This window comes from Corallococcus sp. AB032C, from assembly GCF_003668935.1.
Taxonomy (GTDB): domain Bacteria; phylum Myxococcota; class Myxococcia; order Myxococcales; family Myxococcaceae; genus Corallococcus; species Corallococcus exiguus.
This window is the reverse complement of record NZ_RAWP01000026.1, coordinates 1-26565: the sequence shown is the minus strand read 5'-3', so window position 1 is coordinate 26565 and position 26565 is coordinate 1. Positions and strand designations below refer to the sequence as shown.

The 26565-nt window shown below is 70.8% G+C and carries 23 protein-coding genes; 6 read left to right on the top strand and 17 right to left on the bottom strand.

What is annotated here, in order from left to right:
* Nucleotides 1-13 precede the first annotated feature (13 nt).
* Nucleotides 14-835 (top strand): protein-glutamate O-methyltransferase CheR, encoded by an 822-nt coding sequence (locus tag D7X99_RS13985; protein ID WP_121778243.1) that lies wholly within the window; start codon nt 14-16, stop codon nt 833-835.
* The gene (cheB, locus tag D7X99_RS13980; RefSeq protein WP_121778242.1) at nt 832-1863 is read left to right on the top strand and encodes a chemotaxis-specific protein-glutamate methyltransferase CheB; all 1032 of its coding nucleotides are present in this window, start codon (nt 832-834) and stop codon (nt 1861-1863) included. Before D7X99_RS13985 ends, cheB (D7X99_RS13980) begins: the two co-directional genes overlap by 4 nt.
* A gap of 22 nt (nt 1864-1885) precedes the next feature.
* Here the strand turns inward: cheB (D7X99_RS13980) and D7X99_RS13975 are convergent, their stop codons facing one another.
* From D7X99_RS13975 to D7X99_RS13960, 4 genes are all read right to left on the bottom strand, one after another.
* The gene (locus tag D7X99_RS13975; RefSeq protein ID WP_121778241.1) at nt 1886-3406 is read right to left on the bottom strand and encodes an ATP-binding protein; all 1521 of its coding nucleotides are present in this window, start codon (nt 3404-3406) and stop codon (nt 1886-1888) included.
* A gap of 444 nt (nt 3407-3850) precedes the next feature.
* The gene (locus D7X99_RS13970; protein WP_121778240.1) at nt 3851-5248 is read right to left on the bottom strand and encodes a sigma-54 dependent transcriptional regulator; all 1398 of its coding nucleotides are present in this window, start codon (nt 5246-5248) and stop codon (nt 3851-3853) included.
* A complete protein-coding gene (locus D7X99_RS13965) occupies nt 5230-6708 on the bottom strand; it encodes a sensor histidine kinase (protein WP_121778239.1) in 1479 nt (492 codons plus the stop codon). The genes D7X99_RS13970 and D7X99_RS13965 overlap by 19 nt, the downstream gene beginning before the upstream one ends.
* A gap of 100 nt (nt 6709-6808) precedes the next feature.
* Entirely contained in the window at nt 6809-7000 is a 192-nt protein-coding gene (locus D7X99_RS13960) for a hypothetical protein (RefSeq protein ID WP_121778238.1), read from the bottom strand.
* Between the two features lie 247 nt (nt 7001-7247).
* Here D7X99_RS13960 and D7X99_RS13955 point away from each other — a divergent pair, with 247 nt between their 5' ends.
* On the top strand, nt 7248-7670 hold the full coding sequence (locus D7X99_RS13955; protein ID WP_233613367.1) for a response regulator: 423 nt from the start codon (nt 7248-7250) through the stop codon (nt 7668-7670).
* On the opposite strand, the gene D7X99_RS13950 is transcribed toward D7X99_RS13955, so the two are convergent.
* The 9 genes from D7X99_RS13950 to D7X99_RS13910 form a co-directional block, all read right to left on the bottom strand.
* The gene (locus D7X99_RS13950; RefSeq protein WP_121778236.1) at nt 7671-8984 is read right to left on the bottom strand and encodes a dicarboxylate/amino acid:cation symporter; all 1314 of its coding nucleotides are present in this window, start codon (nt 8982-8984) and stop codon (nt 7671-7673) included. It abuts the gene before it with no gap.
* Nucleotides 8985-8999: 15 nt separating this feature from the next.
* Nucleotides 9000-10781, bottom strand: a complete 1782-nt coding sequence (locus D7X99_RS13945; protein WP_121778235.1) for a monovalent cation:proton antiporter-2 (CPA2) family protein — start codon at nt 10779-10781, stop codon at nt 9000-9002.
* A gap of 96 nt (nt 10782-10877) precedes the next feature.
* Nucleotides 10878-12611 (bottom strand): ATP-binding protein, encoded by a 1734-nt coding sequence (locus tag D7X99_RS13940; RefSeq protein ID WP_121778234.1) that lies wholly within the window; start codon nt 12609-12611, stop codon nt 10878-10880.
* Nucleotides 12612-12722: 111 nt separating this feature from the next.
* Nucleotides 12723-13787 carry a chemotaxis-specific protein-glutamate methyltransferase CheB gene (gene cheB, locus D7X99_RS13935; protein WP_121778233.1) on the bottom strand — a complete coding sequence of 355 codons (1065 nt, stop codon included), beginning with the start codon at nt 13785-13787 and terminating at the stop codon, nt 12723-12725.
* The gene (locus tag D7X99_RS13930) at nt 13784-15934 is read right to left on the bottom strand and encodes a response regulator (protein ID WP_121778289.1); all 2151 of its coding nucleotides are present in this window, start codon (nt 15932-15934) and stop codon (nt 13784-13786) included. The genes cheB (D7X99_RS13935) and D7X99_RS13930 overlap by 4 nt, the downstream gene beginning before the upstream one ends.
* 9 nt (nt 15935-15943) lie before the next feature.
* Entirely contained in the window at nt 15944-17587 is a 1644-nt protein-coding gene (locus tag D7X99_RS13925) for a methyl-accepting chemotaxis protein (protein ID WP_121778232.1), read from the bottom strand.
* Nucleotides 17584-18198, bottom strand: coding sequence for a chemotaxis protein CheW (locus D7X99_RS13920; protein ID WP_121778231.1), 615 nt, complete (start codon nt 18196-18198; stop codon nt 17584-17586). The genes D7X99_RS13925 and D7X99_RS13920 overlap by 4 nt, the downstream gene beginning before the upstream one ends.
* Nucleotides 18199-18210: 12 nt before the next feature.
* Nucleotides 18211-20037, bottom strand: coding sequence for a protein-glutamate O-methyltransferase CheR (locus D7X99_RS13915; protein WP_121778230.1), 1827 nt, complete (start codon nt 20035-20037; stop codon nt 18211-18213).
* On the bottom strand, nt 20034-20519 hold the full coding sequence (locus D7X99_RS13910) for a chemotaxis protein CheW (RefSeq protein ID WP_120598696.1): 486 nt from the start codon (nt 20517-20519) through the stop codon (nt 20034-20036). The genes D7X99_RS13915 and D7X99_RS13910 overlap by 4 nt, the downstream gene beginning before the upstream one ends.
* A gap of 213 nt (nt 20520-20732) precedes the next feature.
* On the opposite strand from D7X99_RS13910, the gene D7X99_RS13905 reads away from it, so the two are divergent.
* From D7X99_RS13905 to D7X99_RS13895, 3 genes are read left to right on the top strand one after another with little or no spacing between them, the layout of a single operon-like run.
* Nucleotides 20733-22316 carry an NAD(P)/FAD-dependent oxidoreductase gene (locus D7X99_RS13905; protein WP_120598703.1) on the top strand — a complete coding sequence of 528 codons (1584 nt, stop codon included), beginning with the start codon at nt 20733-20735 and terminating at the stop codon, nt 22314-22316.
* A 47-nt stretch (nt 22317-22363) separates the two neighbouring features.
* Nucleotides 22364-22435, top strand: a complete 72-nt coding sequence (locus D7X99_RS44650) for a hypothetical protein (RefSeq protein ID WP_368667762.1) — start codon at nt 22364-22366, stop codon at nt 22433-22435.
* The gene (locus D7X99_RS13895) at nt 22413-23309 is read left to right on the top strand and encodes a hypothetical protein (RefSeq protein WP_121778229.1); all 897 of its coding nucleotides are present in this window, start codon (nt 22413-22415) and stop codon (nt 23307-23309) included. The genes D7X99_RS44650 and D7X99_RS13895 overlap by 23 nt, the downstream gene beginning before the upstream one ends.
* Before the next feature lie 6 nt (nt 23310-23315).
* Here the strand turns inward: D7X99_RS13895 and D7X99_RS13890 are convergent, their stop codons facing one another.
* The 4 genes from D7X99_RS13890 to D7X99_RS13875 form a co-directional block, all read right to left on the bottom strand.
* Nucleotides 23316-23675 (bottom strand): VOC family protein, encoded by a 360-nt coding sequence (locus D7X99_RS13890; protein ID WP_121778228.1) that lies wholly within the window; start codon nt 23673-23675, stop codon nt 23316-23318.
* Between the two features lie 166 nt (nt 23676-23841).
* The gene (locus D7X99_RS13885) at nt 23842-24468 is read right to left on the bottom strand and encodes a DUF3226 domain-containing protein (RefSeq protein ID WP_121778227.1); all 627 of its coding nucleotides are present in this window, start codon (nt 24466-24468) and stop codon (nt 23842-23844) included.
* The gene (locus D7X99_RS13880; protein ID WP_121778226.1) at nt 24465-25511 is read right to left on the bottom strand and encodes an ATP/GTP-binding protein; all 1047 of its coding nucleotides are present in this window, start codon (nt 25509-25511) and stop codon (nt 24465-24467) included. The genes D7X99_RS13885 and D7X99_RS13880 overlap by 4 nt, the downstream gene beginning before the upstream one ends.
* 66 nt (nt 25512-25577) lie before the next feature.
* On the bottom strand, nt 25578-26565 hold a 988-nt coding region (locus D7X99_RS13875), incomplete at its 5' end, for a methyl-accepting chemotaxis protein (protein WP_233613365.1).

The following is a 26565-nucleotide window of genomic DNA, read 5'->3' as shown; positions in this document are numbered from 1 at the left end:
GACACCCACGGCCATGAGTGCGCTGCCGCTGTCCCCGCAGGTCCTGGCCATCCTCTCCATGCTCATCGAGCAGCGCTCGGGCCTGCACTACGGGCCCGAGGACCGGGACCTGCTGGCGGAGAAGCTGTCCACCCGGGCGCTGGATGCCGGGTTCGACTCGCTGCTCGACTACTACTACTTCCTCCGCTACGACCCGAAGGGGCCGGAGACGCTGGACTCGTTGGTGGAGGCGCTGCTCGTCCACGAGACGTACTTCTTCCGCGAGCCCCAGGCGCTGGAGGTGCTGGTGGACGAGCTGCTCGTGCCGGAGGTCCGCGCGGGCAAGAAGCCCCGCGTGTGGTGCGCGGCGTGCTCCACCGGCGAGGAGCCCCTCACGCTGGCCATGCTGCTGGACTCGCGGGGCATCCTGGGGGACGTGTCCATCCTGGCCACGGACCTGAGCTCCAAGGCGCTGGAGCGCGCGAGGACAGGCGAGCACAACCTGCGCTGCCTGCGCGCGCTGCCCCCGGGCGTGATGGGGCGCTGGCTGACCATGGTGGACGGCCGTCCCCGCGTGCGGCCGGACCTGATGGCCCGGGTGGAGTGGCGGCAGCTCAACCTGGTGGACACGGAGGGCTACCCGGAGCCGGGCAGCTGCGACGCCATCCTCTGCCGCAACGTGCTCATCTACTTCCAGGACGACACCGCGCGCCGCGTGGTGGACGGCATCACCCGGGCGCTGCGGCCCGGCGGGCACCTGGTCGTGGGCACCTCCGAATCCCTGATGCGCTTCGGCACGGCGCTGCGTTGCGAGGAGCGCCGCGGCGCGTTCTTCTACAGCAAGGCGGACCCATGACGTTGCGCGTGCTGGTGGTGGACGACTCGGCGTTCGCGCGCAAGGTGCTGCGCAAGGTGCTGTCGGACGCGGAGGGCCTGGAGGTGGTGGGCACCGCGCGCGACGGCCTGGACGCGCTGGAGCGGGTGGCGGAGCTCAAGCCGGACGTCATCACCCTGGACCTGGTGATGCCGTCGCTGGACGGGATGGGCTTCCTGCGCGCGCTGGCTGGCATGCCGGACGCGCCGCGCGTGGTGGTGGTGAGCAGCGCGGGCACGGACAGCGAGCTGGCGGTGGCCGCGCTCCAGGCGGGCGCGGTGGACCTGGTGCACAAGCCCACGGCGCTCGCCACGGACCGGCTCTACGAGCTGGGCGCGGAGCTGGTGGAGAAGGTGCGCATCGCGGGGCGCGCGGTGCCGCGCTATCAGCAGGAGCTGGCGGAGGCCGTGGATGCCCCGCCCTCGAAGCCCCTGCCCGCGACGTCGACGAAGCTGCTCGCGGTGGGCACGTCCACGGGCGGGCCGCAGGCGCTGACGCGGTTGTTGTCCGCGCTGCCCGGGGACTTTCCGGCGCCGGTGGTGCTCGCGCTGCACATCCCCGCTGGCTACACGGAGGCCGTGGCGAAGCGGCTGGACTCGCAGAGCGCGCTGGAGGTGGTGGAGGCGAGCGACGGCATGGAGCTGGTGCCGGGCCGCGCGGTGCTGGCGCGCGCGGGCCACCACCTGAAGGTGGCGCGGCACGGGGCGCTCAACCTGGTGCGCCTGGACCGCCATCCGCTGGGCACCCCGCACCATCCCTCCGTGGACGTGCTCTTCCAGAGCGTGGCGGAGGTCTGGGGCAAGGACGCGCTGGGGCTGGTGCTCACCGGCATGGGCGAGGACGGGCTCCAGGGCGCGCGGGCCCTGCGCGCCGCGGGTGGCGTCGTGCTCACGGAGGCGGAGTCCTCCTGCGTGGTGTACGGCATGCCGCGCGCGGTGGCGGAGGCGGGCCTGTCCAACGGCAGCGCGCCGCTGGGCGACCTGGTGCCCCTCATCTCGCGCTTCGTCTGACGGACCGCGGGGCGGCCCTGTTTCAGGGGTGGTGGTGCGAGGGGGGCGAAGGCGGCTCGGGCGGCGGGCCCTTCCGGGGCGGCGCGCGGCGCGGCAGCGTGACGGTGAAGGTGGTGCCGTCGCCCTCGGTGGAGGTGACGTCGATGGTGCCGCCGTGGGCGTGCACGATTTCGCGCACGATGTAGAGCCCCAGGCCGTAGCTCATCTTCAGCGTGCGCGTCTGCTGCGGGCCCTGGCGGAAGGGCTCGAAGAGGTGGGGCAGGGTGGCTTCCGGAATGGGGCGGCCCTGGTTGTGGACCGTCACCACCACCTTGTTGCGCAGGCCGTGCGTGGACAGGAGCACGGGCGCGTCCGTCGGGCTGTACTTGAGGGCGTTCTCCACCAGGTTGGACACCACCTGCGCCAGGCGGTCCGGGTCCCAGTGCCCCTGCGTGTTGCCCTTGTGCTCCACGACGATGTCGCGCTTCGGGAAGGCCACGCGGAACTCGTGCGCCACCTTGGCCAGCAGCTCCTGCGTGTCCGTGCCGCGCGGTTCAATCACCACGCCGCCCACCAACCGGGCGCGGGTGAAGTCCAGCAGCAGGCGCGTCAGCCGTTCAATCCGCACCGCCGCGGTGGCGATGCGCTGGCTGGTGCGCGCCGTCTCCTCCGCGGGCCCGCCGGCCGCGAGCACGCGCGACCAGTTCATGATGGCGCCGAGCGGGCTGCGGATGTCGTGGCTGATGATGCCCATCAGGTGTTCCTGGAACTCGGAGTGCCGGAGCACCTCTTCTTCCGCCCACTTGCGCTGGGTGATGTCGCGGCTGATGCCGAACAGGCCGAACACGTTCCCTTCCGGGTCGCGCAGCGGCCCCTTGGTGGACTGCCACACGCGGATGTCCCCGCTGGGGGCCTGATGCGAATCCTCGTAGGTGAGGGGGTGGCCCGCCTTGAGCACGTCCCGGTCGTGCTTCACGTTGATGCGGGCCTCGTTGGGCGGGAAGAGCTCCGCGTCGGTGCGCCCGCGCACCTCGGACACGGTGCGGCCCACGGCGCGCGCGCCCGCCGAGTTGATGACCTGGTAGGTGCCATCCATGTCCTTGATGTAGATGGCGTCGGTGGTGCCTTCCATCACCGCCTGGAAGAGCTGGCCCACGCGCTGCAACTCGTGGCGGGCCTGGAACTCGCGGGTGATGTCGCGGCAGTGCACCAGCAGGCCGCCGTCCACGGGGCGGGTGCTCACCTCGAAGCAGAAGCCGCCTTCGTGCCAGCGCTGCTCGTAGGGCGCGGCGGAGGGCTGCTCGGTGGCCGGCATGTCCAGGCGCAGGTGCCCGCTCAGGCCCAGCACGTCCGCCACCTTCTTGCGCAGGTCATCGCCCGGCTGGACGCGGGGCCCCAACAGCTCGCGCATGCGCCGGCTCAGCCAGGTGATGCGCCAGCCCGCGTCCACTCCGAGGAAGGCCTCTGGCAGCGCCTCCAGCAGCGCTTGCAGACCCGGGCCAGAGGCCTCCGTCGGGGACGGGGCGGAAGGACGGGAACGCGGGCGGGCAGGAGCTTGGGCCATCGGTGGGTCGTCGGGGTACGGGGAGCGGGTTCCTTCAGGTGGGAAACACAGCGATGCCGCGGAGCGTGCCCGGCTTCAATGCCGGAACACGGAACCAGGACAGCGGCGGGCGTCCTGACTGCCTGTTACGCGAAACGCGGACTCGTGGATTTCCGAGGGTAGGGAGAAACCTCTTGGAGGAAACGGGTCAGTGACATTCCTGTCGCCTGCTTTGCGCGCGAGGTCCACCACGCGACAGAAGACACGGCTCTGGACGGGAACGGAACGCATCCTCCTGGAACCATACCCCGCGCGAGGCAAAGCGGGGGCCCGCCCCGAGGGATGACGTGACTTGCGCCCATGGCGGAGGGTTTTGGCCGGAGCGGATGGTCCAGGGTCTCCCAGGTGCTGGGAAAAAGGGAGGTGGACGTCACCCGGGGGAGGCGTGCCCCGTGCCTCCCCGGCTCAGGGCTTCCTGGGCTCACGAGGCTCCTTGGCCTCCCGGGGCTCGGTGTCTCCGCGCTCCAGCTTCCGGTAGAGCGTCTTGCGGTCCACGCCCAGGATGCGGGCGGCGAGCGTGCGGCTGCCGCCCACCGCCTCCAGCACGCGGTGGATGTAGCGGCGCTCCAGCTCCTCCAGCGTCACCAGCTCCGACGGGTCCGTGTTCTCCGGCACCACGCGCGGCGTGCTGTAGTTGCGGATGCGCTCCGGCAGGTCATCCACCGTGAGCTGTTCGAAGGACGTGAGCGCCACGGCGCGCTCGATGCAGTTCTGCAACTCACGCACGTTGCCCGGCCAGCCGTAGGCCAGCAGGCGCTGCGCCGCCGCGGGGGACAGGCCCACCACCTTCTTGCCCGTGCGGGACGCGAACTGCTCCACGAAGCGCTGCGACAAGAGCAGCACGTCGTTGCCGCGCGCGCGCAGCGGGGGCAGCTCCAGGCCAATGACGTTGAGCCGGTAGTAGAGGTCCTCGCGGAAGCGGTTCTCCTCCACCGCCAGCTCCAGGTCGCGGTTGGTCGCCGCGACGATGCGCGCGTCGAAGGGCGTCTCCGTGTCCCCGCCCACCGGGCGCACCACGCGCTCCTGCAGCGCGCGCAGGAGCTTCGGCTGGAGCGTCATGGGCAGCTCGCCCACTTCATCCAGGAACAGCGTTCCCCCGTTCGCCTTCACGAACAGGCCCGTGCGCGAGGCCTTCGCGTCGGTGAAGGCGCCCTTGGCGTGGCCGAACAGCTCGCTCTCCAGGAGCTGCTCCGGCATGGCCGCGCAGTTGATGGCCACGAAGGGCCCCTCCTTGCGCCGGCCCCGCGCGTGGAGCGCCCGCGCGGCCACCTCCTTGCCCGTGCCGCTCTCACCCGTAATCAGCACCGTGGCGTCCACGTCCGCCACCCGGTCGATGAGCGCGTACGCCTGCTTGAGGGCGGGGCTCTCCCCCACGAGCGCGCCGTCGTCCTGGCGCTGGTCCAGGGCCTGGCGCAGGCGGCGCACCTCCGCGCGCAGGGCGCGGTGCTGCACGGCGCGCTCCAGCACCAGCACCAGGGCGTCCAGGTCGATGGGCTTGGTGATGAAGTCGTAGGCGCCCGCGCGGATGGCGGCCACCGCCGTCTCCAGGCTGCCGAAGGCGGTCACCACGACCACGGGGATGTCCGGCCGGTTGAGCACGATGCGCTCGCACAGCGCCAGGCCGTCCATGCCCGGCATGCGCAGGTCGGTGAGGACGGTGTCGAAGTCCTCGGCGGCAAGCCGCTGGAGGGCTTCGTCCGCGGCGGCCACGGCCACGGGCTGGAAGCCCCGGCGCTGGAGGCCCTTCTCCACCATGGCGCGCATCTCGCGCTCGTCTTCGACAATCAGGATGCGGCCTGGCATGCGTCCTTCCCTGGCGGCAGGTAGATGGAGAAACAACTCCCACGGCCCGGCTCGCTTTTCACGTCAATCCAGCCGCCGTGGTCGCGCACCATCCCATAGGAGACGGACAACCCGAGCCCCGTTCCCTCGCCCACGTCCTTGGTGGTGAAGAAGGGCTCGAAGACGTGGGGCAGCACGTCCGCGGGAATGCCCGAGCCCTCGTCCTCCACGTCCAGCCGCACCCAGTCCTGCTCCGGGCCGCCCACGTCCGCGGGCGGCGTGGAGCGCAGCACCTGCGAGCGCACGCGCAAGGTGCCGGGCCGGTTCATCGCGTGGAGGCCGTTCATCACCAGGTTGGTGAGCACCTGCTGGAACTGCCCCGAGTCCACCTCCACGGTGAAGCCCGGGGGCACCTCCTGGGACAGCGTCACGCTCCGCTTGGTGGCCATGGGCTTGAGCAGCGACAGCGTGCGCTCGGCCAGCAGGGACAAATCCTCCGGCGCGCGGGACGGCGTGCGGCGCCGGGCGAAGTCCAGCAGCTGCCGGATGATGCCGGTCATGTGCTGGGCCTGCTGGAAGATGATGCGGGCGCACTCGTTCACCTCGTCGCCCTCCGCCTCGCCGGAGGAGACCATCTTCGCGCGGCCCATGACGACGTTGAGCGGCGTGCCCAGCTCGTGCGCCACGCCGGACGCGAGCTTGCCCACGGTGGTGAGCCGGTCCGCGTGGCGCAGGTGCTCCACCGTGCGCAGGCGCGCCGCCGTCTCCGTGGCCAGCCGGGCCCGCGTCTCCTCCAGTTGTTCACCCATCCGGTTCATGGCCACCGCCAGCGTCGTCAGTTCGTCGCCGCGCTCGCGCCGCAGGGGCACGCGCGCGGTGAGGTCGCCCTCGCCAATCCGTCCCGCCAGATGCACCAACTGCTCCACGGGCTGGCCCACCAGCTTGCGGCCCATGGCCATGGCGGCCAGCAGGAAGAACAGGGAGAGCGCCGCCGTGGCGATGAAGGTGCCCACCACGGTGGTGCGCACGTGCATCTCCTGTTCGGACATGGACTCGGTGATTTCTATGGCGCCCATGCGCCGGCCCAGGAACACCGGCGTGTACGAGCGCAGCACGCCCGGGCTGGTGGACTCGTCCATCAACCAGCCGTCGTTGCCCGCGCGCAGGCTGAGCAGCAGGGCCGGGGGCAGCGCCGGCGCGAAGCCAGAGCCCGGTCCACCGTCCAGCCAGACCCAGCGCAGCCGCACCTGCTCCTGGAAGCGGTTGGCCTGGTTGAGGAGCGTGAGGGCTTCGGACTCACCCGCCAGCTGCCACGCCTTGCCAATGGAGCCGGCCAGCGTGTGACCGAGCAGGCGGTGGTCGTGCTGCGTGTCGATTTCCGACCGGGCGAGCTCCCGGTTGACCTGGAACGCCTGGAGCCCGGCCATCACCGCGACGGCGAGCAGCACGAGGGCCAGGGTGAATTTGCGAGCGAGCTTCACGGAAGAGGCAACCCCCGGTTCGTGCGTGAGGGGGAAGGAACACACGGACCGGGGAGGTACGCTACGAGTACCGCGGGTGCTGCGTCACGACAGTGTGTGGCTAGTTGCTGCTCGAGCCTTCGGCCGGGGCGGCGGGGGCCTTCTGGCTGGCGCCCTGCTTCGCCTTCTTCGCCTTGGGGCTGGTCTTCGCCTGGGCGGCGGGCGCGCTCTTGGCGGGCTTGGCCTCGGCGGCGAAGGCGCCCGAGGCGATGGACAGGGACAGACCGAGGACCAGGGCGGAAGTGCGCTTCATGGAGAGACTCCGTGTCATGCCCGCGAGGTGTGAAGTGGGGTGTGGGGTGCGGGGCTGACCGGGGCTAGAGCATCGGCCATGCCAACGCGCGGCCCAGAGTGAGGCGCTGCCAACGCGGGGCGGGATGTCCATGCATGCCTGGGGCACATTGCCCCGACGGGGGCAGGATGCCCCGGAGACCCACGCGGCACGACGGATCCATCTCCCTTGGAGGCACGTGGCATGCGCCATGCTCCTCCGCAATCAAATGACGAACGCACCTCCGCGAGAAGAAGCCACGCACGCCCCGCGCATCCTGGTGGCCGAGGACGACGACGCGATGCGCGCGATGCTCGTGCGCACGCTCAAGCGCGCGGGCTACACGGTGGTGGAGGTGGAGGACGGCTTCGAGCTGGGCGACTACGTGGCGATGATGCAGGGTCACGGCGGCTCGCTCGCTCCGCCGGACCTCATCGTCAGCGACGTGCGCATGCCGGGGCGCACCGGGCTGGAGGCGCTCGGGAGGCTGCGCGCGCAGGGCATCGCGTGCCCCGTGCTGCTGCTCAGCGCCTTCGCGGACGAGGAGACACACGCGGAGGCCCAGCGGCTGGGTGCCCGGCAGTTGTTGGACAAGCCGGTGGACCTGGACGTGCTGAAGGAAGCGGTGCGCGACGCGGTGGCGCACCCCTGATCAGGCCGGCGTCCCTGCGTCGGCGGGCGGGGCCTCGGGAGTGGGTACGCCGTTGAGCTCCGCGTGCAGCCGCTCGCGGTCCAGCTCGTTCTCCCAGCGGGACACGACGATGCTGGCCACGCCGTTGCCAATGAAGTTGGTGAGCGCGCGCGCCTCGCTCATGAACCGGTCGATGCCCAGGATGAGCGCCAGCCCCGCCACCGGCACGGACGGCACCACCGCCAGCGTGGCGGCCAGGGTGATGAAGCCCGCGCCCGTCACGCCGGAGGCGCCCTTGGACGTGAGCATCGCCACGCCCAGCAGCGTGGCCGTCTGCGTGAACGTGAGGTCCACGTTGAGCGCCTGGGCCACGAACAGCGCCGCCATGGTGAGGTAGATGTTGGTGCCGTCCAGGTTGAACGAGTAGCCGCTGGGCACCACCAGGCCCACGACGGACTTGGAGCAGCCCAGCCGCTCCAGCTTCTGCATCAGCGGCACCAGCGCGGACTCGGACGACGACGTGCCCAGCACCAGGAACAGCTCCGCGCGGATGTAGCGCAGGAACTTCAGGATGGAGAAGCCCGTCACCCGAGCGACGAGCCCCAGCACGCACACGACGAAGAGCACGCACGCCAGATAGAAGCACCCCATCAGGCGCAACAGAGGGCCCAGGCTGGTGACGCCGTAGGCGCCCAGGGTGAAGGCCATGGACGCGCCCGCGCCAATGGGCGCCAGCTTCATCACCGTGCCAATCATGTGGAAGAAGGCCTTGGAGAGCGCCTCGAAGAGGACGACCACGGGCTTCGCCACGGGGCCGATGGCCGTCAGCGAGAAGCCGAACAGCAGCGCCAGGAGCAGCACCTGGAGCAGGTCGCCCTCGCCGGTGAAGGCGTCCACGAAGGTGCGCGGGATGATGTGCAGCAGGAAACCCGAGGTGGACTGGTCATGCGCCTGCTGGGCGAAGCGGGCCACGGCGCTCGCGTCCAGCGTGCGTGGATCCACGTTGAAGCCGGAGCCGGGCTTGAGCACCGTCACCACCAGCGCGCCGATGATGAGCGCGAACGTGGAGATGACCTCGAAGTAGAGCAGCGCCTTGCCGCCCACCCGGCCCACCTTCTTCATGTCCGCCACGTTGGCCACGCCCAGCACCACGGTCAGGAAGATGACCGGGGAGATGAGCATCTTCACCAGCGCGATGAACGCGTCGCCCAAGGGCTTGAGCTTCACCGCGGTGGACGGCGCGAAGTGGCCCAGCAGGCCCCCCGCGAAGATGGCGGCCAGCACCCACAGGTAGAGGCGGGAGGACTTCGAGTGGCCAGCGGTATCGGCGCTCATGGTCGTGCGTCCCCCTCAGACCGACTTCTGCTCGGCTTCGTCCTTCTCGAACAACAGCTCCAGCTCGCGGCGCGCGCGGACGATGACCTCCATGAACTTCTTCTCGTCCTTGAAGACCTTGGCGCTCTCCAGCATCAGGGCCTCGTCGTGCTCGCGGAAGCGCTCCACGGACCGGCGGGCCTCCGCGAAGGTGAGGCCCATCTCCTGGAGCACGTCGCCGGCCATGGTGAGGCTCGCGTCGAACGTCTCACGGATGAGATGGGTGACGCCCATGTCCAGCAGCCGGTACGCGTGCTCGCGGTTGCGCGCCCGGGCGTAGATGGTCAGGTGCGGGAAGTGCTCCTTCACCATCTGCGCGGTGCGCAGGGACGCGGCCATGTCGTCGATGGCCAGCACGAACACCTTGGCCTTCTCCGCGCGGGCGGCGCGCAGCAAATCCAACCGGGACGCGTCGCCGTAGAACACCTGGTTGCCGAAGCGCTGGATGAAGTCGATGTGCTCCGCGCTCGCGTCGATGGCGGTGAACCCGATGCGGCGGGCGCGCAGCAGGCGGGCCACCACCTGCCCCACGCGACCCATGCCCGCGATGATGACCGGGTGGTCCTCTTCCGGGGACACGTCGTACTCGCGCTGCGGGCCCTTCTGCTTGAAGCGCGGCGCCACCCAGCGCTCGTGGATGGCGGACAGGAACGGCGTCACCACCATGGACAGGCCCACCACCAGCACCAGCAGGTCCGCCTGCTCGCGGTCCATCACGTGGAAGGACACGGCCAGGGAGAAGAGGACGAAGGCGAACTCACCGCCCTGCGAAATCACCACCGCCAGGCTCTCCGCGGAGCCCGGCTTCTTCAGCCCCACGCGCCCCAGCCCGTACAGCACCAGCGCCTTGAGGAAGGTGAGGCCCAGCACCAGCGCCAGCACGCGCAGGGGCTCGCGCGCGAGCAGCGCCAGGTTCACGGACATGCCCACGGCGATGAAGAACAGGCCCAGCAGCAGGCCCTTGAAGGGCTCGATGTCCGCTTCCAATTCGTGGCGGTACTCGGACTCCGACAGCAGCACGCCCGCGAGGAACGCGCCCAGCGCCATGGACAGGCCCACCGCGCTGACCAGCGACGCGGTGCCCACGACGACGAGCAGCGCCGTCGCGGTGAACAGCTCCTGGCTGTGCACGGACGCCACCGCGCGGAACACCGGCCGCAACAGGAAGCGGCCCGCCACCACCACCAGCAGCACCGCGCTCACGGCCTTCACGGCCATCAGCCACCCGGCCTCCGTGGCCGGTGTATCGGACGTGCCCAAGAGCGGCAGCGCGGCCAGCAGCGGGATGACAGCCAGGTCCTGGAACAGGAGGATGCCGAAGGCCAGCTGCCCGTGCTCGGTGGTGAGCTGGTTCTTCTCCCCGAGCAGCTGGAGCGCGAACGCGGTGGAGGACAGCGACAGGCCGAAGCCCGCGATGATGGCCGCGTTCCAGGACAGGCCCAGCGCCTTCGTCACGCCCGCGAGCAGGAGGCCCGTCAGCACCACCTGCGCGCCGCCCATGCCGAACACGGAGCGGCGCAGGTTCCACAAGCGCGACGGCTGCAGCTCCAGGCCAATCACGAACAGCAGCAGCACCACGCCCAGCTCCGCGATGTGGAGGACGTTCTCCACGTCGGAGATGAGGCCCGCGCCGTACGGCCCGATGGCCGCGCCCGCCGCCAGGTAGCCCAGCACGGAGCCCAGCCCCAGCTTCTTGAAGAGGGGCACGGCGACGACCGCGGCGGCCAGGTACACCAGCGCCTGATGCAGGAAGGACATAAGGCGCCTGCATGGCACGCTGAAGGCCACCTCGGCAACAGGCGTGGGGGATGGCCCGGGCCCGCCAGGGTGGCCTGCGGCCGCGGCCGCGCGGCGTCAGTGCTCGTAGGTGTCGCGCGGACGCGACAGGCCACCGGAGGCCGCGGCCTGCGGGGCGGCGACGGGCACGCCCACGTGCGCCACGGGCAGCGTGAAGTTGAAGACGCTGCCGGTGCCCAGGATGCTCTCCGCGCGGATGGAGCCGCCGTGCGCCTCCACCAGTCCCTTGGCGATGGCCAGCCCCAGGCCGGTGCCCCGGCTGGCCGCGTCGCGGGCCTGCCAGTATCGGTCGAAGATGTGCGGCAGCGCGTCCGGCGCGATGCCGTTGCCCGTGTCGCGCACGTCGAAGGACACCTCGCCGCCGCGCATCACCGCCTTCACCGCCAGCGTGCCGCCCGGCGGGGTGAACTTCACGGCGTTGCCCAGCAGGTTGCCCATCACCTGGAGCACGCGGCTGCGGTCGCACTTCACGCGCAGGCCCTCCGCGGGCAGGTCCGCTTCCAGGTGCAACCCCTTGGCCTCCGCCAGCGGCCGGATGGCCTCCAGCGCCTCCGTGGCCAGCGCCACGGCGGTGTGCTCGCCCAGCTCCAGCGGCAGGTGGCCCGCCTCCAGGCGGCCCCAGTCCAACAGGTCGCTGATGAGCCGCGACATGCGCTCCGCCGCGTCGTTGATGCGCGTGGCCTGCTTCGCCACCGCCTCGCCGCCCGGCTTGCCCGCCGTGCCGCGCAAGAGCAGCGCCGCGCCCAGCTGCACCACGCCCAGCGGGTTCTTCAGGTCGTGCGACACCACCGCGAGCAGGTCCTCGCGAGCGCGCGCCGCCCGGCGGGACTCACCGACCAGTCGAGCGTTGTCGATGGCCAGGCTCGCGCGCAGGCACAGGTCCTCCGCCAGCGCCAGGTCGTCCGGGCCGTAGCGGCGCCCGGAGCCGGAGCTCACGAACGTCACCGCGCCCAGCGTGTGGCCGCGCGCGCGCAGCGGGATGATCATGTACGAGCGCGCCTGCAACGCCTCCAGCATCGCCGGGTGCGCGGGCTCCGCCGCCGCCGCGCGCAACAGCGAGTCCGTCACCGCGGGCACCAGCTCCGGCTCGCCCGTGCGCAGCACGCGCAACAGGCCCACCGGCGCGTCGTCGCGAACCTCCGTGCGCATGGGCAGACCCCGGGCGCGCTCCTGCTGCGTCGGGTCCAGGCACGCCACCGCCGCGCGGCCCACCCACGGGCCCTGCTCCAGCGCGTCCACCAGGCACCAGTCCGCCAGGTCCGGCACCGCCAGGTGCGCGAGCAGCGTGTACATGCCCTGCGGATCCGGCGGGTGCGTGAACAGCGTCGTCATCGCCTGATACAGGAAGGAGCGGCGGCGCTCGGCGGTCTCCACCTCCGCGCGCGCGGCCTGCTCCAGCTCCAGGGCGCGCGAATAGACAGCCTCCGCTTCCGTGAGCGCCCGCGCCGTCACCAGCACGGCCGGAGACGCATCCGCGTCCGTGCCCAGCGGCGTGAGCACCAGCGCGTGCCGGCGGATGCCCTGCGCGCCCGGCCACGGCGCCTCCACGGTGGTGGACTCGCGCAGCGTCACCACGCGGACGCGCGCGGACTCCAGCGCGGCCAGCGCCTCGTGAGGCAGGCCCAGCTCGCTCCAGTGCTTGCCCGGAATCTCACCCGCCGCACGGCCGAGCGCCCGGGCGCCCGCCGCGCTACACGACACCAGCCGACCCGTGCCATCCAGCAGGTAGGCGGGGTCGGGAATGGCGGCGAATACCGCCTCATAAGCCAGGCCAGTCGTGGGAGCGCTCATCGGGAGAAAGGGGCGAGGGGATGCCCGGATTGGACCCGATATTGACACTCCGTTCCAGGCCCGCCATTCCGCTCGCCAACTCCTGCGTATGAATTTCACTCAACCAACACTTCAGCTGAGCCGACCCCCAGGCTGGAGCAGTGCCAGCAGCCGCCGCGCAATCTGCCCGAGCGGCAGGACCTCGTGCGCCAGGTTGGCGCTCACCACCACGGCGGGCATGCCGTAGACGACGGACGTCGCCTCGTCCTGGGCGATCACCCGCCCGCCCGCCTGGTGCAGGTCCCGGATGCCGTCCAGGCCGTCCTGCCCCATGCCGGTGAGCACCACCGCCAGGGCCGTCTGCCCGTAGGCGCGGGCCACGGTGCGGAAGAGCCAGTTGGCGGACGGGCGGAAGCCCTGGATGGGCGCGGCGCCGGACACCTGCGCGCGCTGATCCTGGGTGACGCCCAGGTGCTTGTCATCCGGGGCCAGGTACACCGTGCCGGAGACGAGGGGCTCGCCGTCCTCGGCCACCTTCACACGCAGCTTCGTGGCCGTGCCCAGCCACGTGGCCAGGCCGGAGCCGAAGCCCAGCGCGATGTGCTGCACCACCAGGATGGGGGGCGGAGAGGGGTGGCTGCCCAGGTCGGACAGGATGCGGTGGAGCGCGGCGGGGCCACCCGTGGACGCGGCCAGCGCCAGCACGGCGGGCGGGCGGGTGCCGGGTGTGAGCGTCGACTCCGGCGGGGGCAGCGGCGTGGCGGCGCGGTCCGGCCAGCGGCGCACCACCTTCACCTGGGCCATGGCCTTGAGCGTGTCGCGCAGGCGGCGGCTGTCCGCCTCGAAGTCCGGCGACTCCGGGCCCACCGGCTTCTGGAGCACCGCCAACGCCCCGGCCCTCAGCGCGGCCATGGACGTCTGGATGTCGCGCTCCACCAGCGTGGACACCACCACCACCGGTGTGGGCACCTCCGTCATGATGCGGCGGGTGGCGTCCAGGCCGTCCATGCGCGGCATCTGGATGTCCATCGTCACCAGGTTCGGCTGCAGGCGCTGGCACAGCTCCACCGCCTCCAGGCCGTCCCTGGCCTCGCCCACCACGGTGAGCGCCGGGTCGGTGCGCAGGATTTCCACCAGCAGCCGCCGGGCAGTGGGCGAGTCCTCGGCCACCAGGATGCGCAACGGTTCGGTCTTCATAGCAATCGCCTCAGGGTCTCCAGCAGACTCGTGGGGTCAAACGCGCTCTTCACGATGTACGCGCTCGCGCCGGCTTGCAGGCCGCGCGCCTTGTCCTCGGGCTTTTCACGCGACGTGACGAGCACCACCGGCACCCGTCCGAAGCGCGGAGAGGTGCGCACGGCCTCCGTCACCTGGAAGCCATCCATGCGCGGCATCTCCACGTCCAGCACCAGCGCGTCCGCGCCGCCCGCCTGGAGCCGCTCCCACGCCTCCGCGCCGTCCGCGCACGCGGTGACGTCGTAGCCGGCGCTCTCCAGGATGCTCTGCTCCAGCATGCGCGTCGTGGGCGAGTCGTCCGCCAGCACCACGCGCCGGCGCACCACCTGCTCCTTGGGCGTGGGGAAGAACTGGGCGGAGGGGCGTCCCCCCGCGGCGCGCACCAGCGACGCGGGGCTGAGCAGCAGCGCCATGCGCCCATCCGGTAGCACCGCGGCGGCGGCCACGTGCCGGGCCCGCTTCACGCGGCTGCCCAGCGAGCGCACCAGCACCTCCTGCTCCGCGATGACCTCGTCCACCACCAGCGCCGCCTGAGCGGTGCCCGCGGACAGCACCACCGCGGGGGGCCGCGACTTCGGCGGTCCCGGCGGCAAATCCAACACGCCCGCGAGCGACGCCAGCGGCACCAGCGCCTCCGGCGTCACCCAGGACATGCGGCCCTCCACCTCGCGCACGTCGGCGGGCGACAGGCGCAACAGCCGGTCCACGCCCTCGCTGGCGAGCGCCAGCACCTGCCCGCCCACGGACACCAGCAGCACGCGCAGGGTGCTCAGGGTGAGGGGCACGTCCAGCGTGAAGCGGGTGCCCTGGCCCGCCTTGAAGGCCACCTCCACGCTGCCGCGCAGGGCCTCCACCTGGGCGCGCACCACGTCCAGGCCCACGCCCCGGCCGGACACCGCCGTCACCTTCGCCGCGGTGGACAGGCCCGGCAGGAACACCAGCCGCGCCGCGTCCTCGTCGTCCTCGGGCGCTTCCATGCCCCGGGCCCGCGCGCGCTCGCGCAGCGCCTCCAGGTCCAGGCCGCGCCCGTCGTCCTCCACCGCCACCTCCACCCGGCTGCCGCGAAGCCGCGCGGACAGCACCACGCGGCCCTCCTCCGGCTTGCCGTGGCGCACGCGCTCCTCCGGCGCCTCCAGGCCGTGCGCCACCGCGTTGCGCACCAGGTGCAGCAGCGGTTCGCGCAGGGACTGGAGCAGCGAGCGGTCCAGGTCCAGCCCGCCGCCGTGCACCTCCATGCGCACGCGCCGCCCCAGGCTGTGCGCCACGTCGCGCGCGGCGCGCTCCAGGCCGGTGCAGCCCTCCTCGAAGGGGAGCATGCGCGCGCGGCGCACCTCATCATCCAGGCCGGTGGAGGACTGGAACAGCGCGCGGCGGTCCTGCGCCAGCACGCGCGCCACCCGCGCCAGCGCCAGCTCCACGCGGCGCAGCGTCGCCTCGGACTGCGTGCCGCGCACCCGCTCGCGCAGCCCCATCACGTCGTCGCGCAGCGCCTCCAGGGATTCGGCGTGGCCCTCCAGGCGCAGCATCGCCACGCGCAACTCACCGCTGCGGCCCAGCAGCGCGTCCAGCTTCTGCCCGGACACGCGCACCGGCAGCGTCTCCCCGCTGGCCTGCGAGGGGAAGGAGAGCTCCGGCTCGGCCTCCGCGGGCTTCTCGTGGAGCGCAGGGGCGGGCGGCGCCGGCTTCGGGGCGGGCACTGGAGCCTGGGTGGGCGTGCCATGCGCGGCCTGCTCCAACTGGGGCAGCAGCGCCTCCAACGGTGAGCCGGACAGGTCCTGGCGCGCGGCCAGGCGGCGGCCCGCGTCGTCCAGCGCGTCCACGGTGGCGAAGCACAGCTCGAAGAGGTCCGGCGACGGCGCGCGCCCGTGGATGAGCGGCTCCAGCACCTCCTCCATGCGGTGGCAGGCGTTCTCCACCATGCTGGCGCTGGCCGCGCGCGACGCGCCCTTCACGCTGTGCAGCGTCCGCAAGATGCCCGGGACCAGCTCCTTCGCGCGCGCCGGGGCCTGCTCCAGCGCGAGCAGGTCCCGGTTGAGGGACACGACGTGCCCCTCCAGCTCCTCCAGGAACGAGTCCAGCAGTGCCTGCGCCAGCCTGTCGCGGTCCATGGGCATGGGTTAGCGCCCGAACTCCCCGAGCAGCCCCTTCAACTTCTGGCCCATGGCGTTGATGTCCTGCATCGCGCGCTCCGTCTGCCGCGACGAGATGAGTCCCTGCTGCGTGGCCTGGTTCACGTCGTGCATCGCCTGGCGGATCTGCCCGATGCCGGTGGCCTGCTGGTTGGCGGACGCGGCGATCTGCGCGGCCGTGAGCGACGCCTGCGTGAGCAGGTCCGCCAGCTGCTGGATGGTGGCGCCCGCTTCGGTGACGACGCGCGTGGCGGCGGACACGCTCTTGGTGCCCTCCTCCGTGGTCATCACCGCGCCGTGGGTGGCCTTCTGGATTTGACCCAGGATCTGCCGCACCTGCGCGGTGGCCTTCTTGGACTGGTCCGCCAGGGCCTTCACCTCGGAGGCGACGACGGCGAAGCCGCGGCCGTGCTCGCCCGCGCGGCTCGCCTCGATGGAGGCGTTGAGCGCGAGCATGTGCGTCTGCTCGGAGATGTCGTTGACGGTGGTGATGATGTCGCCAATGGCCTGGGCCTGCTCGGCCAGGGCGAGGATGCGCGACGCGATGGACTCCACCTGGTCGCGCACGGCGCCCATGGAGGACACCGCCTCCTCCACGGCGCGGCGGCCGGAGCGGCCCACCTCTTCGGAGTGACGGGCGGACTCGCTCACCGCGCGGGCGCGGCCGGCGGCCTCCTCCGACGTCTTGGTGATCTCCTCGATGGTGCTCACCGTCTCCGTGACGGCGGTGCCCTGCTCCTGGGCGCCGGCCACCTGTTCGGTGGTGCTGGCGAGGATTTCGGAGGACGCGCCGGCCAGCTGGTTGACGAACTCCGCCACGGTCTTGAGGGTGTGCTCGCGCTGCTCGGACTGCTTCGCCAGCAGGACTTCCGCCTGCTGGCGGCGCTCCGCCATGGCGTTGAAGGCGCCGGCCAGGTCGGCCATCTCGTCCTTGCCGCGCACGTCGATGCGGTGGGTGAGGTCGCCCTTGCCCAGCTGCTCCGCGCCGAAGGTGAGCTTGCGCAGGGGGTCGGTGATGCCGCGGGTGATGACGAAGCTGCCCACGCCCACGATGGCCAGCCCCAGGAGGGTGCCCAGCGCCAGCACCCAGACGCTGCGCTGCGCGGCCTGGGTGGCGGCGTCGGAGTACTGCTTCCAGCGGTCCTCCTCGGTCTCGCGCATCTCCGTGATGGTCTCCCGGATGGCCTCCATCTCCCGCTGGCCCCGGTTGGTCTTCACCACGGCCTGGGCCGCCTCGAAGCCTTGCTCCCGGCGCATGCGGACGGTGTCTGACAGCTCGTCCAGCTTGCTGACGACCATCGGCTCCAGCTTCGCGAAGCGTGAGCGCTGGTCGGCGTACTTCGCCATCGCGGGGCGCAGGGCGTCCAGGTCCGTGCGCAGCTCGGTGAGGGCGTTCTGGTACGGGCGCAGGTAGGACTCGTCGCCGGTGAGGATGAAGCCGCGCTGGCCGGTCTCCGCGTCCACGACGAGCGCGCGCACCTCGCGCAGCAGCTTGTAGTTGTTGTGGGCCTCCAGCAGGCCCTCGGTGGTGGTGGTGAGCTGCTGGGCGCCCTGGAAGGCCACGCCGGCGATGATCAGCAGGACCAGCAGGGACAGCCCGAAGCCCAGCGCGATGCGATTCCCGATGCTCATGCGACTCCTTCTTCGGAAAGCTCGAACACGAGACGCTCGTCGGCGAGGAGGGCCTCTCCCTCCAGGACGAGCGTGCCGTCGGGGCTGACGCCGGACACCAGCGCGCCCGCTTCCTCTTCCAGGGAGGGGGGCGCGGGCAACAGCTCCGTGCCCGTCAGCACCGCCACCTCCATCACCTCATCCGTGCGCAGGCCCAGCTCCGCGCGGGCCGTGCCCACCACCAGCACGGGGCCGGTGCCCTGCGCCGCGGGCCGGCCGAACAGCGGTGCCAGCTCCACCACGGGCAGCACCTCTCCGCGCAGCAACGTCAGGCCACGCAACAGCGGCGGCGCGCCCGGCAGCAGGGTGAGCTCCGGCGCGCGCATGACCTCCAGGATGAAGCGCGACTCCAGGGCATACAGCTGGCCCGCGGCCCGGAAGCGGACCATCTCCCGCTGGCTGCCGGGCAGCACGGGGACCTCCGCCGGGCGGGCCAGGGAGAGGGCGCGCGCGTCGAGCGCGGCGAGGGCCGCATCGTCGGTGAAGGTGTCGCGCGCCTCGGTGGCGCGCTCCAGCGCTTCCAGACGGGCCCGGGCCTTGTCCCAGTCGATGTTTCCCTCGCGCTTCGGCATCCGCTCGCCTCTTTAGCCTTCCGTCCGCTCCAGGCGCCGCCACTCCGCGCGGGCCACGTCCGCCAGCGCTCCGGCCCGCTCACCTTCCGCCAGCGGCACCAGCGCCTCTGGCGACAGCTTCCGGCACAGCCCTTCCGCCTCGCGGTAGGACCGGGCCGCGGCGGCGGACTGGTCCTGCCGGCGCAGCACGTGGCCCAGGAGCAGGTGGCCCACCGCGAGCCCCGGCTCCAGGTAGAGCGCCTGCCGGGCGGCTCTCTCCGCGTCGGACAGCCGCGCCTGTCCCAGGAGCAGCAGCGCCTCCAGATAGCGCAGACCGGCGACCAGTGGGTGACGAACCGAGGCCTCCTCGCAGGCGAACAGCGCCGCGCGCGGATCCAGGTTGGCCAGTGCACGAACCGCGGCCAGGGCGCCCTCTGGATCGGCCGATTGGGCCCCCGCCCGCCGGGCCGCCTCGCGCCAGTCGCCGCGGGCCAGCGCCGCCCGCACGGCCTCCAGGGCCTCCACGCTGAGCGTGAAGCGGGTGCGCGTGCCAGACGTGGACGCATCACCGGTGCGAGCCGCCGGAGCCCCCGAAGCGGGAGCGCCGCCAGAGGAGGGCGTCCCGGATGCGGGAGCGCCGCCGCCGAAGGTTCCGAGGCCCGAAGCGGGAGCACCACCGCCGGGAGTCCCGAGGCCCGAAGCAGGAGCGCCGCCGTAGGAGCCGGTCCCCGGAGCAGGCGAGCCGGTCCCGGCAGTCCCCGCTCCCGCGAGCCCGGAAGCCCACGGAGAGGAGACACCCGTGGTCGCTCCATCCGCTCCGGCGGTCGCGGACATCCCAGCGGCGGGCAGTCCCGGCGCGGCTCCTCCCGTCAGAGACGGCCGAGTCCCCGGCGACGCGGAGGGCACCGCCGCGGGGAGCGAACCCGCTCCGGAACGTCCGGCGGAGACAACACCCGGCGTGCCCACGGTGAAGGGAGTTCCATCCGCGCGCAGCGGCGCCAGGGGCTGGAGCGGGACGAAGTGCCCGGCGTTCGAGCTGGCCAGGGGCTTGCGGTACAGCACGCCCCACTCCGTGAGGACGGGCTCGAACGGCGCGTAGTCCCCGAGCGGCGGATCCGACGGCCCCGTGAACAGGTACCCGCCGTCGTCCAGGGACGCATGGAGCCTGCGCGCCACGCCCTCGATGGTGGCGCGGTTGAAGTAGATGAGGACGTTGCGGCAGAAGATGACGTCCAGCTGCCAGAGGCCGCTCTCCGCCGAGGGCCACGTCTCCAGCGCCAGGTTGAGGTAGCCCAGCCGCACGTGGCGCTTCACGTCCGGCGACAGCTGGTAGAAGCGGCCCTCCTGCTTGAGGTGGGGACGCATGCGGTCCGCGGAGGGGCCGCGCAGGGACCAGTCCGTGTAGCGGGCCTGCTGGGCGCGCTGGAGCGCCGTGCGCGACACGTCCGTCGCGCGCACCGTCATGTGGTCTTCCCAGCCCTCGGCCATCAGCAGCGCGGTGATGGAGTAGGGCTCTTCACCGGAGGAGCACGCCGCGCTCCACGCGCGCAGCAGGTGGCTGGGCCCCTGGCGCTCGCGCAGCTCCGGCAGCACCACGCGGCGCAGGTGGTCGAAGTGCTCGTGGGTGCGGAAGAAGTACGTCTCCCCGATGGTGAGCTCGGTGAGCAGGTCGTCCAGGAGCGCGTTGTCGAACGACACGTCGCGCAGGTAGTCCTCCACATCGTCCTGGTTGGCGCGGGCCATGGCGCGCTGGATGCCTTCCAACGCGGCGGCCAGGCAGCTGGGCGCGGCGAGTCCCGCGCGCTCCTCCACCAGGGCGAGCACCTCCTTGAAGCCCCGGGGCAGGACGCCGCCAATCAAGCAGGCTCCGGAAGGGCTCCGAGCGCGGTGTCGAGTTGCAGCGCCTCCGCCTCGGAGAGGAAGGAGCGCAGGTCGTGCACGAGCACCAGCCCATCCGTCAGCTTCGCGGCGCCGGCCACGTACCCCACGCCCGGCAGCTCCCGGGGGGACGGGTCCCACTCCCCGGGGGTGACGGCGTGCAGTCCTTCGGCCCGGTCCACGCGCATCGCCACCAGCCGTCCACCGGTGGATGCGACGATGAAGTGGTCCATGGGGGACAGGGCGCGAGCGGGGTGTCGGAAGCGGCGGCGCAGGTCCAGCACGGGCAGCAGCTCACCGCGCAGGTTGAGCAGGCCTTCCACCACGTCGGGGGCCTGGGGCAGGGGCGTGAGGCGCGCGGCGCGCACCAGCTCGCGCACGTCCTCCACGGGCAGGCCGTAGCGCTGCCGCTCCAGGGTGAACAGCAGGACTTCCTGTGGGCGGGCCTCCGAGGGGGGATTCATGGATGCGCGTCGCAGGCTACAGGAGGCAGGTCACCCTGGGGATTCAGGATGTGGGCCCGTCTTCCAGAGAACGCTCCGAGGGGATGGCGTGGGGCCTCTGCCTGAAGCCAACGTCCGGCGGGACGCCAGGAGTCCCGGAAGGAAACGCTTTTTTGTCCGGGCCGTCCTCAAGGGAAGTCGCCAGGCGGCATGGGGCCGGGCATCGTGAGGCACATGGTTCAGCACGTCATCGTCGTGGGCGCGGGCCCGGGAGGCCTGACGGCCGCCATCAACCTCGCGGGGCAGGGCTTCCGGGTCACCGTGGTGGAGAAGGACGCGGTGCCCGGCGGCCGGATGAAGGGCCTCACGCTGGGACAGGACGGCGAGTACGCGGTGGACACGGGCCCGTCCATCCTCCAGCTGCCGGGCATCCTGAAGCAGATCTTCTGGCGCGCGGGGAAGCAGCTGGAGGACTACGTCACGCTGGTGCCGGTGGACCCGAACACGCGCGTGCACTTCTGGGACGGCACGCACCTGGACACGCGGAGGGACCTGGAGCGGATGGGCCAGGACCTGGAGAAGTTCGGAGCGGGGAAGGGGCGCGCGCTCCAGGAGTGGATGGAGGACGGGAGGAGGAAGTACGCGCTCGCGTACGAGAAGTTCATCTGCACGAACGCGGGCAGCCTGGACTACTACGCGCCCTGGCGGCTCGCGCCCACGCTGCGCTTCAAGCCATGGCAGACGCTCTACCGGCAGTTGGATTCGTTCTTCCACGACGACCGGATGACGTACGCGCTGGCATATCCGTCGAAGTACCTGGGGCTGCACCCGACGACGTGCTCCTCGGTGTTCAGCGTGATTCCGTTCATCGAGCTGTGCTTCGGCGTGTGGCACGTGCAGGGCGGTTTCCGGGAGCTGTCGCGAGGAATGATGAAGTGCGCCCAGGACCTGGGCGCGACGTTCCGGATGGGCACGGCGGTGGAGCAGGTGCGCACGGAGGCCGGGCGAGCGGTGGGAGTGAAGCTCGCGAGCGGCGAGGTGTTGGACGCGGACGCGGTGGTGGTGAACGCGGACCTGGCGTACGCGGCGCAGAAGCTGTTGGCGCCGGAGCTGCGGGAGGGCTCGAGGCTGTCGGACGGGGCGTTGGAGCGGGCGAAGTATTCGTGCAGCACGTTCATGGCGTACTACGGGTTGGACACGACGTACGCGGACCTGCCGCACCACCTCATCTACCTGTCGGAGAGCGCGAGGCGCACGGACAAGGACGCGCTGGAGGACCGCACGGTGGACGTGGACGACCCGCCCTTCTACGTATGCAACCCGGGAGTGACGGACGGCACGGGAGCACCGAAGGGGCACTCCACGCTGTACGTGCTGGTGCCCACGCCCAACACGGCGCGTCCGGTGGACTGGGCGAAGACGGAAGCGACGTTGCGCGAGCGCATCCCGAAGATGTTGGAGAAGGTGGGCATCAAGGGATTGCGAGAGCACGTGAAGGCGGAGCGCTACTTCACGGCGGAGACGTGGAGGGACGACTTCAACGTGTTCCGGGGAGCGGTGTTCAACCTGTCGCACACCTGGATGCAATTGGGCCCGCTGAGGCCACGAGTGAAGAACGCGCAGGTGGAGGGGCTGTACTTCGTGGGCGGAGGGACGCACCCGGGAAGCGGGCTGTTGACCATCATGGAGAGCGCGAACATCGCGGCGGACTACCTCACGCGTGAAGCCGGCAAGGGTCCGCTGAAGGGCTGGCCGTATGTGCCGCCGATGGAGGACGCCGGAGAACAGGCGCCGCTCCGCATGGCGCGGAGCGGCTGAAGGGGCGCGCCGGGTCCTCCCATGTCAGACCTCCCCGCTTCCAGTTGGTGACCGACTACGTCTGTGGAATGACAGACACCTTCGCTTGCAGCCTCCATGCGCAGCTCACCCACGGATAGCGCCATCCTCCACGACCCGCGGCGGGTCCTGCGCAAGCGTCTGAGCGACTTCGTCACCCGTGTGCCGCATCCCTGGCACGGTGCGATGCGGTCGCTCCTGGATGTCTTCCGGGAGCATGACTGGCAGGTCTTCGTCTTCGGCGGCACGCTGCGGGACCTGCTGGCCGTGTCGGCGACGGCGGCGCCTCGGGACGTGGATCTGGTCGTGGCGGGCGCGACGGGGCCCGCGCTGCGAGCCGCGTTCTCCCGGGAGCTGGTCCGGGTCAACCGGTTCGGAGGGTTGCATCTCCAGGTGCAGAAACTCCCCGTGGACATCTGGACCCTGGAATCCACCTGGGCCTTCCAGCAGAAGCTGGTGCACGGCGGGGACTTCGCGCACCTGCCCCGGACGACGTTCCTCAACGTGGAAGCCGTGGCCGCGGAGTTGGACACCCGGAAGGGTCGTGCGCGGCGGGTCTACGGAGAACCCTTCTTCCGCGCGGTCCGTGAGCAGGTGCTCGACATCAACCTGGAGGAGAACCCCTACGCGGGCCTCTGTGTGGTCCGGTCCCTGCTCACGGCGCGGAAGCTCCACTACGCACTGGGACCCCGGCTTGCGCGTTACGTTGCCCACCATTGCTCCCGCATCGATGCGGCGGAGCTGGAGGCCATTCAGCTCTCCCATTACGGGCGCATCCGTCTCGACCGGGACCAGTTGACGCGCCTGATCCGCATCGTGAGTGGGAAGGGGCTGGCCACGCGGCCGAGGCCCGTCGAGCTTCCCCAGGTGCGTCAGCTCGAATGGAAGCTGCCGCGTCCCCAGCAGCTCGACTGGCACTCCCGGGAGTGGAGGTCCACGCCCCGGGAAGAGCCCACTTTTCAGAGCACCGGTTGACCCTTTTCAGGGGCGGCAGCTCACCTCCACGAGGATGCCGCCCGGGGCGCGGCAGTAGACGAGGGTGCCCCGGTTGTTGCGGATGACGTCGGACACCTCCAGGCCGTCTGCCTTCACGCGCTCACGGAAGGCGAGCACGGGGGCTTCGGAGTCCTGGAGGAAGCCGACGTGGAAGTCCTCGGGGAAGACGTCGGAGTCGCGCTTGCGGCGCTGGAGGATGAGCACGAAGCCATCCGTCCCGCCGAGCATGGCGATGGCGGGCGAGTCATGGTTCTTCGCGTGCGACGTGAAGCCGCAGTAGCGCGTGAAGAAGCGGGCGGTGGCCTGGACGTCGGGGACCTGCAGATCAAGGTGATTCAGCTTCATGGTGGACCTCGCGAAGGCACACGAATGCCTTCGAAGGGCCGTGGGTCCTGAATCCCGAAGGAGACGGACAAGTGCTTCCACCATGGAAGTGACCGGGGCTCACCGAACCGGTCCGCCGTTTTTCGACCGGAGTGAAGGGTAACGGCGTCCGCGCACCGGGTGCAAGTCAGAGGGCCTGGAGGAAGGCGCGGAGCGGGTCGAAGGCCGCGTGGTTCAGGTCGAAGATCTCGGGGCCGTTCAGTGCCTGGTGCAGGCGGAGGGGCTCGGGCTGCATGGCGAGGTATGCGTCGAGCCAGCCCTTCATGCCGCGCGCTTGCGTGGTGTGAGGCTGTCCCGCGCAGGCGACGAGGGCGTCCACGCAGGAGGCCAGCGCGGGATTCCGCACGGCCTGTTTGCAGAGCGCATCGATGCTGCCGGTCCGTTGTCCATCCGGGGACACGAAGACGCCCACTTTCGGGGCGGCACCTGGGACAAATGTGCCATGCACGAAGGGCATGGTGACGTTGAGCGCGGCCAGAGTTCTCTGAACGAGAGCCTGGGCCTCCACAGGGTTGTCTTCCATGTCGAGCAGGACGCCGACGCTGCGCGCATGCCCGAAGCTGGGATCCAGGGTCGCGAGCTTCGCCAGATTCGGAAGGTCCGCGCGTCCACTGGCCTTCCAACAGACGAGACCACTCCACACGGAGGCGCCCGCGACGGCCTCACAGAGCTTCTGCTCGTCGCCACCCTCCACGAGCAGCAACCCGAACGGCTTCGTGGGAAACGGAGGCGGAGGCTTGGGAGGACGGCTCATCCGCGGATCTCCACTCCCATCCGTTCCGCGGCTTCGACAAGGTCGCGGTCGTAAACGACGGCCCTGGTTTCATGCTCCTGCTTGTCGAGCCGGATGACCCGAAGCCCAACGTCGTTCTGTGCCTTGAAGACGCGTGAAGCAGCTTGGACGCATTCCTCGGAGTGCGTTGTCGCGAAGACCTGAGCGAATTTCGCTTGGGTCGCTCTGGAGATCCAGGCCCACAAGGGCTCCATCACGCTGTGATGGAGGCCATTTTCGATCTCATCAATGTGGATCGAAGCGCCGTCTGTGGCTGCGAACGAAACCGCGAACTCGAAGTAGCGCTTCATTCCTTCCCCCATCATTAGGAGCGGAACCAGCCCTTCGCGTCGTAAGCGAACGTAGACACTCACACGGTTGCCCGTTGGCGCGAGCAGTTCGACTCCTGAGATTTGATCGTTCACATAGCGGAGAAGCTCTGTTACCGCTTCATCACGCCCTTGCTGCTTGAGCTTTGAAAAAGCTCGGATGTCCTCGCTACCAATGACTGGGCTGGGGGAGATCCAACGGCTCGGAATGTTTGTTTGCGCCGTTGGGAGCTTCTCGCCCGTGGCTGTTTGGTCGATGACGGAGGTCGTCTCATGGCGCCCGCCTGTGACGGTGGCTTTCAAGGTCCACGCAGGAGTGACGACAGAGGCTCTGACGCCGTCAATCGTCATGGGCCCGTCTACAGGCTCCTTTGCGACTGCAAGCGTCGAAGGTCGATCCGCGAATGAAGTGCTGTGGATGCGAAAGCCAGCGAGAGCATCCATCCGGTGGAAGATGGGCAGCCAGAACTCATCGAAGTCAGCCAGGTCTGCATTGTTGGTGCTGGCGACACGCATGCGCTGCCGAGCAGTCAGGATGTCAATTGCATTTCGAGGGTCGCGTGCCAACAGCAGCGCCTCCATCAGCGCCGTCTTCCCGCTGTCGTTCCTCCCGATGATGAGGTTCACGCGTCCCAGTCCTTCGACGTGGAGCCGCTCGATGCCTCGGAAGTTCTCGACCGTGATGGAGGTCAGCATGGCGGCCTTCTACCAGACCTCGGGAGGGCCAGCCCACGGCGGTCATCCCCCCCGACCGCCGCACCCCTACGACACGTACCGCTCCGCCAGCTCCGACACCTGCCCCGTCGCCTGGGCCACCGCCGTAGCCGCTTCCTGCGTGGTCCCCAGTTGCCGCAGCGTCGCGGCCATCAGCTCGTCCATCTCGCTCACCGCGCTGAACAGCTGATCCACGCCCGCGTGCTGCTGCGCCACGGCTTCAGCAATCTGCCGCACCGCCGCCGCGGACTCGTGCGTCAGCTTGATGAGCTCCCGCAGCCGCTCGCCGCTCTTGCGCAGCGGCACCAGCGCCGCCTCAACGCCCGCCGAGCTCTTGTCCGCGGTGACCACCGCCTCACCCGTCGCGGCCTCCATGCCCTCCAGCAGCCCGCGCACCTGGCCCGTCGCCTTGATGGACTGGTCCGCCAGCTCGCGCATCTGCCGCGCCACCACCGCGAAGCCCCGGCCCTGCTCGCCCGCGCGGCTCGCCTCGATGGCCGCGTTGATGGCCAGCATGTGCGACTGGTCCGCCAGCGACTTCACCACCTCCGACACCCGGCCCACCTCGCGTGCCCGCGTGCCCAGGTCCACCACCTGCTGATTCAAGCCGTGCGTCAGGCCCCGGATGTCAGCGAGCCCCTGCTCCGTGCCCGCCAGCGACTCCTCGCCCAGCTTGCCCATCGCCGCGGCGCGCTCCGCCACCTGCAACACGCTCCCCGCGCGGCTCGCCGCCAGCTTCGACATCTGCTGGATCTCCTGCGCCGTCGTGCGCGCCTGGTGGATGGCCGACGCCTGCCGCGACAACGTCCGGTTCTGCTGGTCGCTCGCCTCCGTCAGCCGCGTGCCCGCCTTCGCCAGGTGCCCCGCCGACGAGCTCAGCGCCCGGGGCAGCTCCTGCAATTGCTCGTAGAGCAGCCACGTGCGCGCGGACAAATCTCCCAACTCATCCGTGGACACCCACTGCGGCGGAGACGCGCGGCCCTCCACCAGCGCGTCTCCGCCGCAGTGGGTGTCCACGGATGAGTTGGGAGATTTG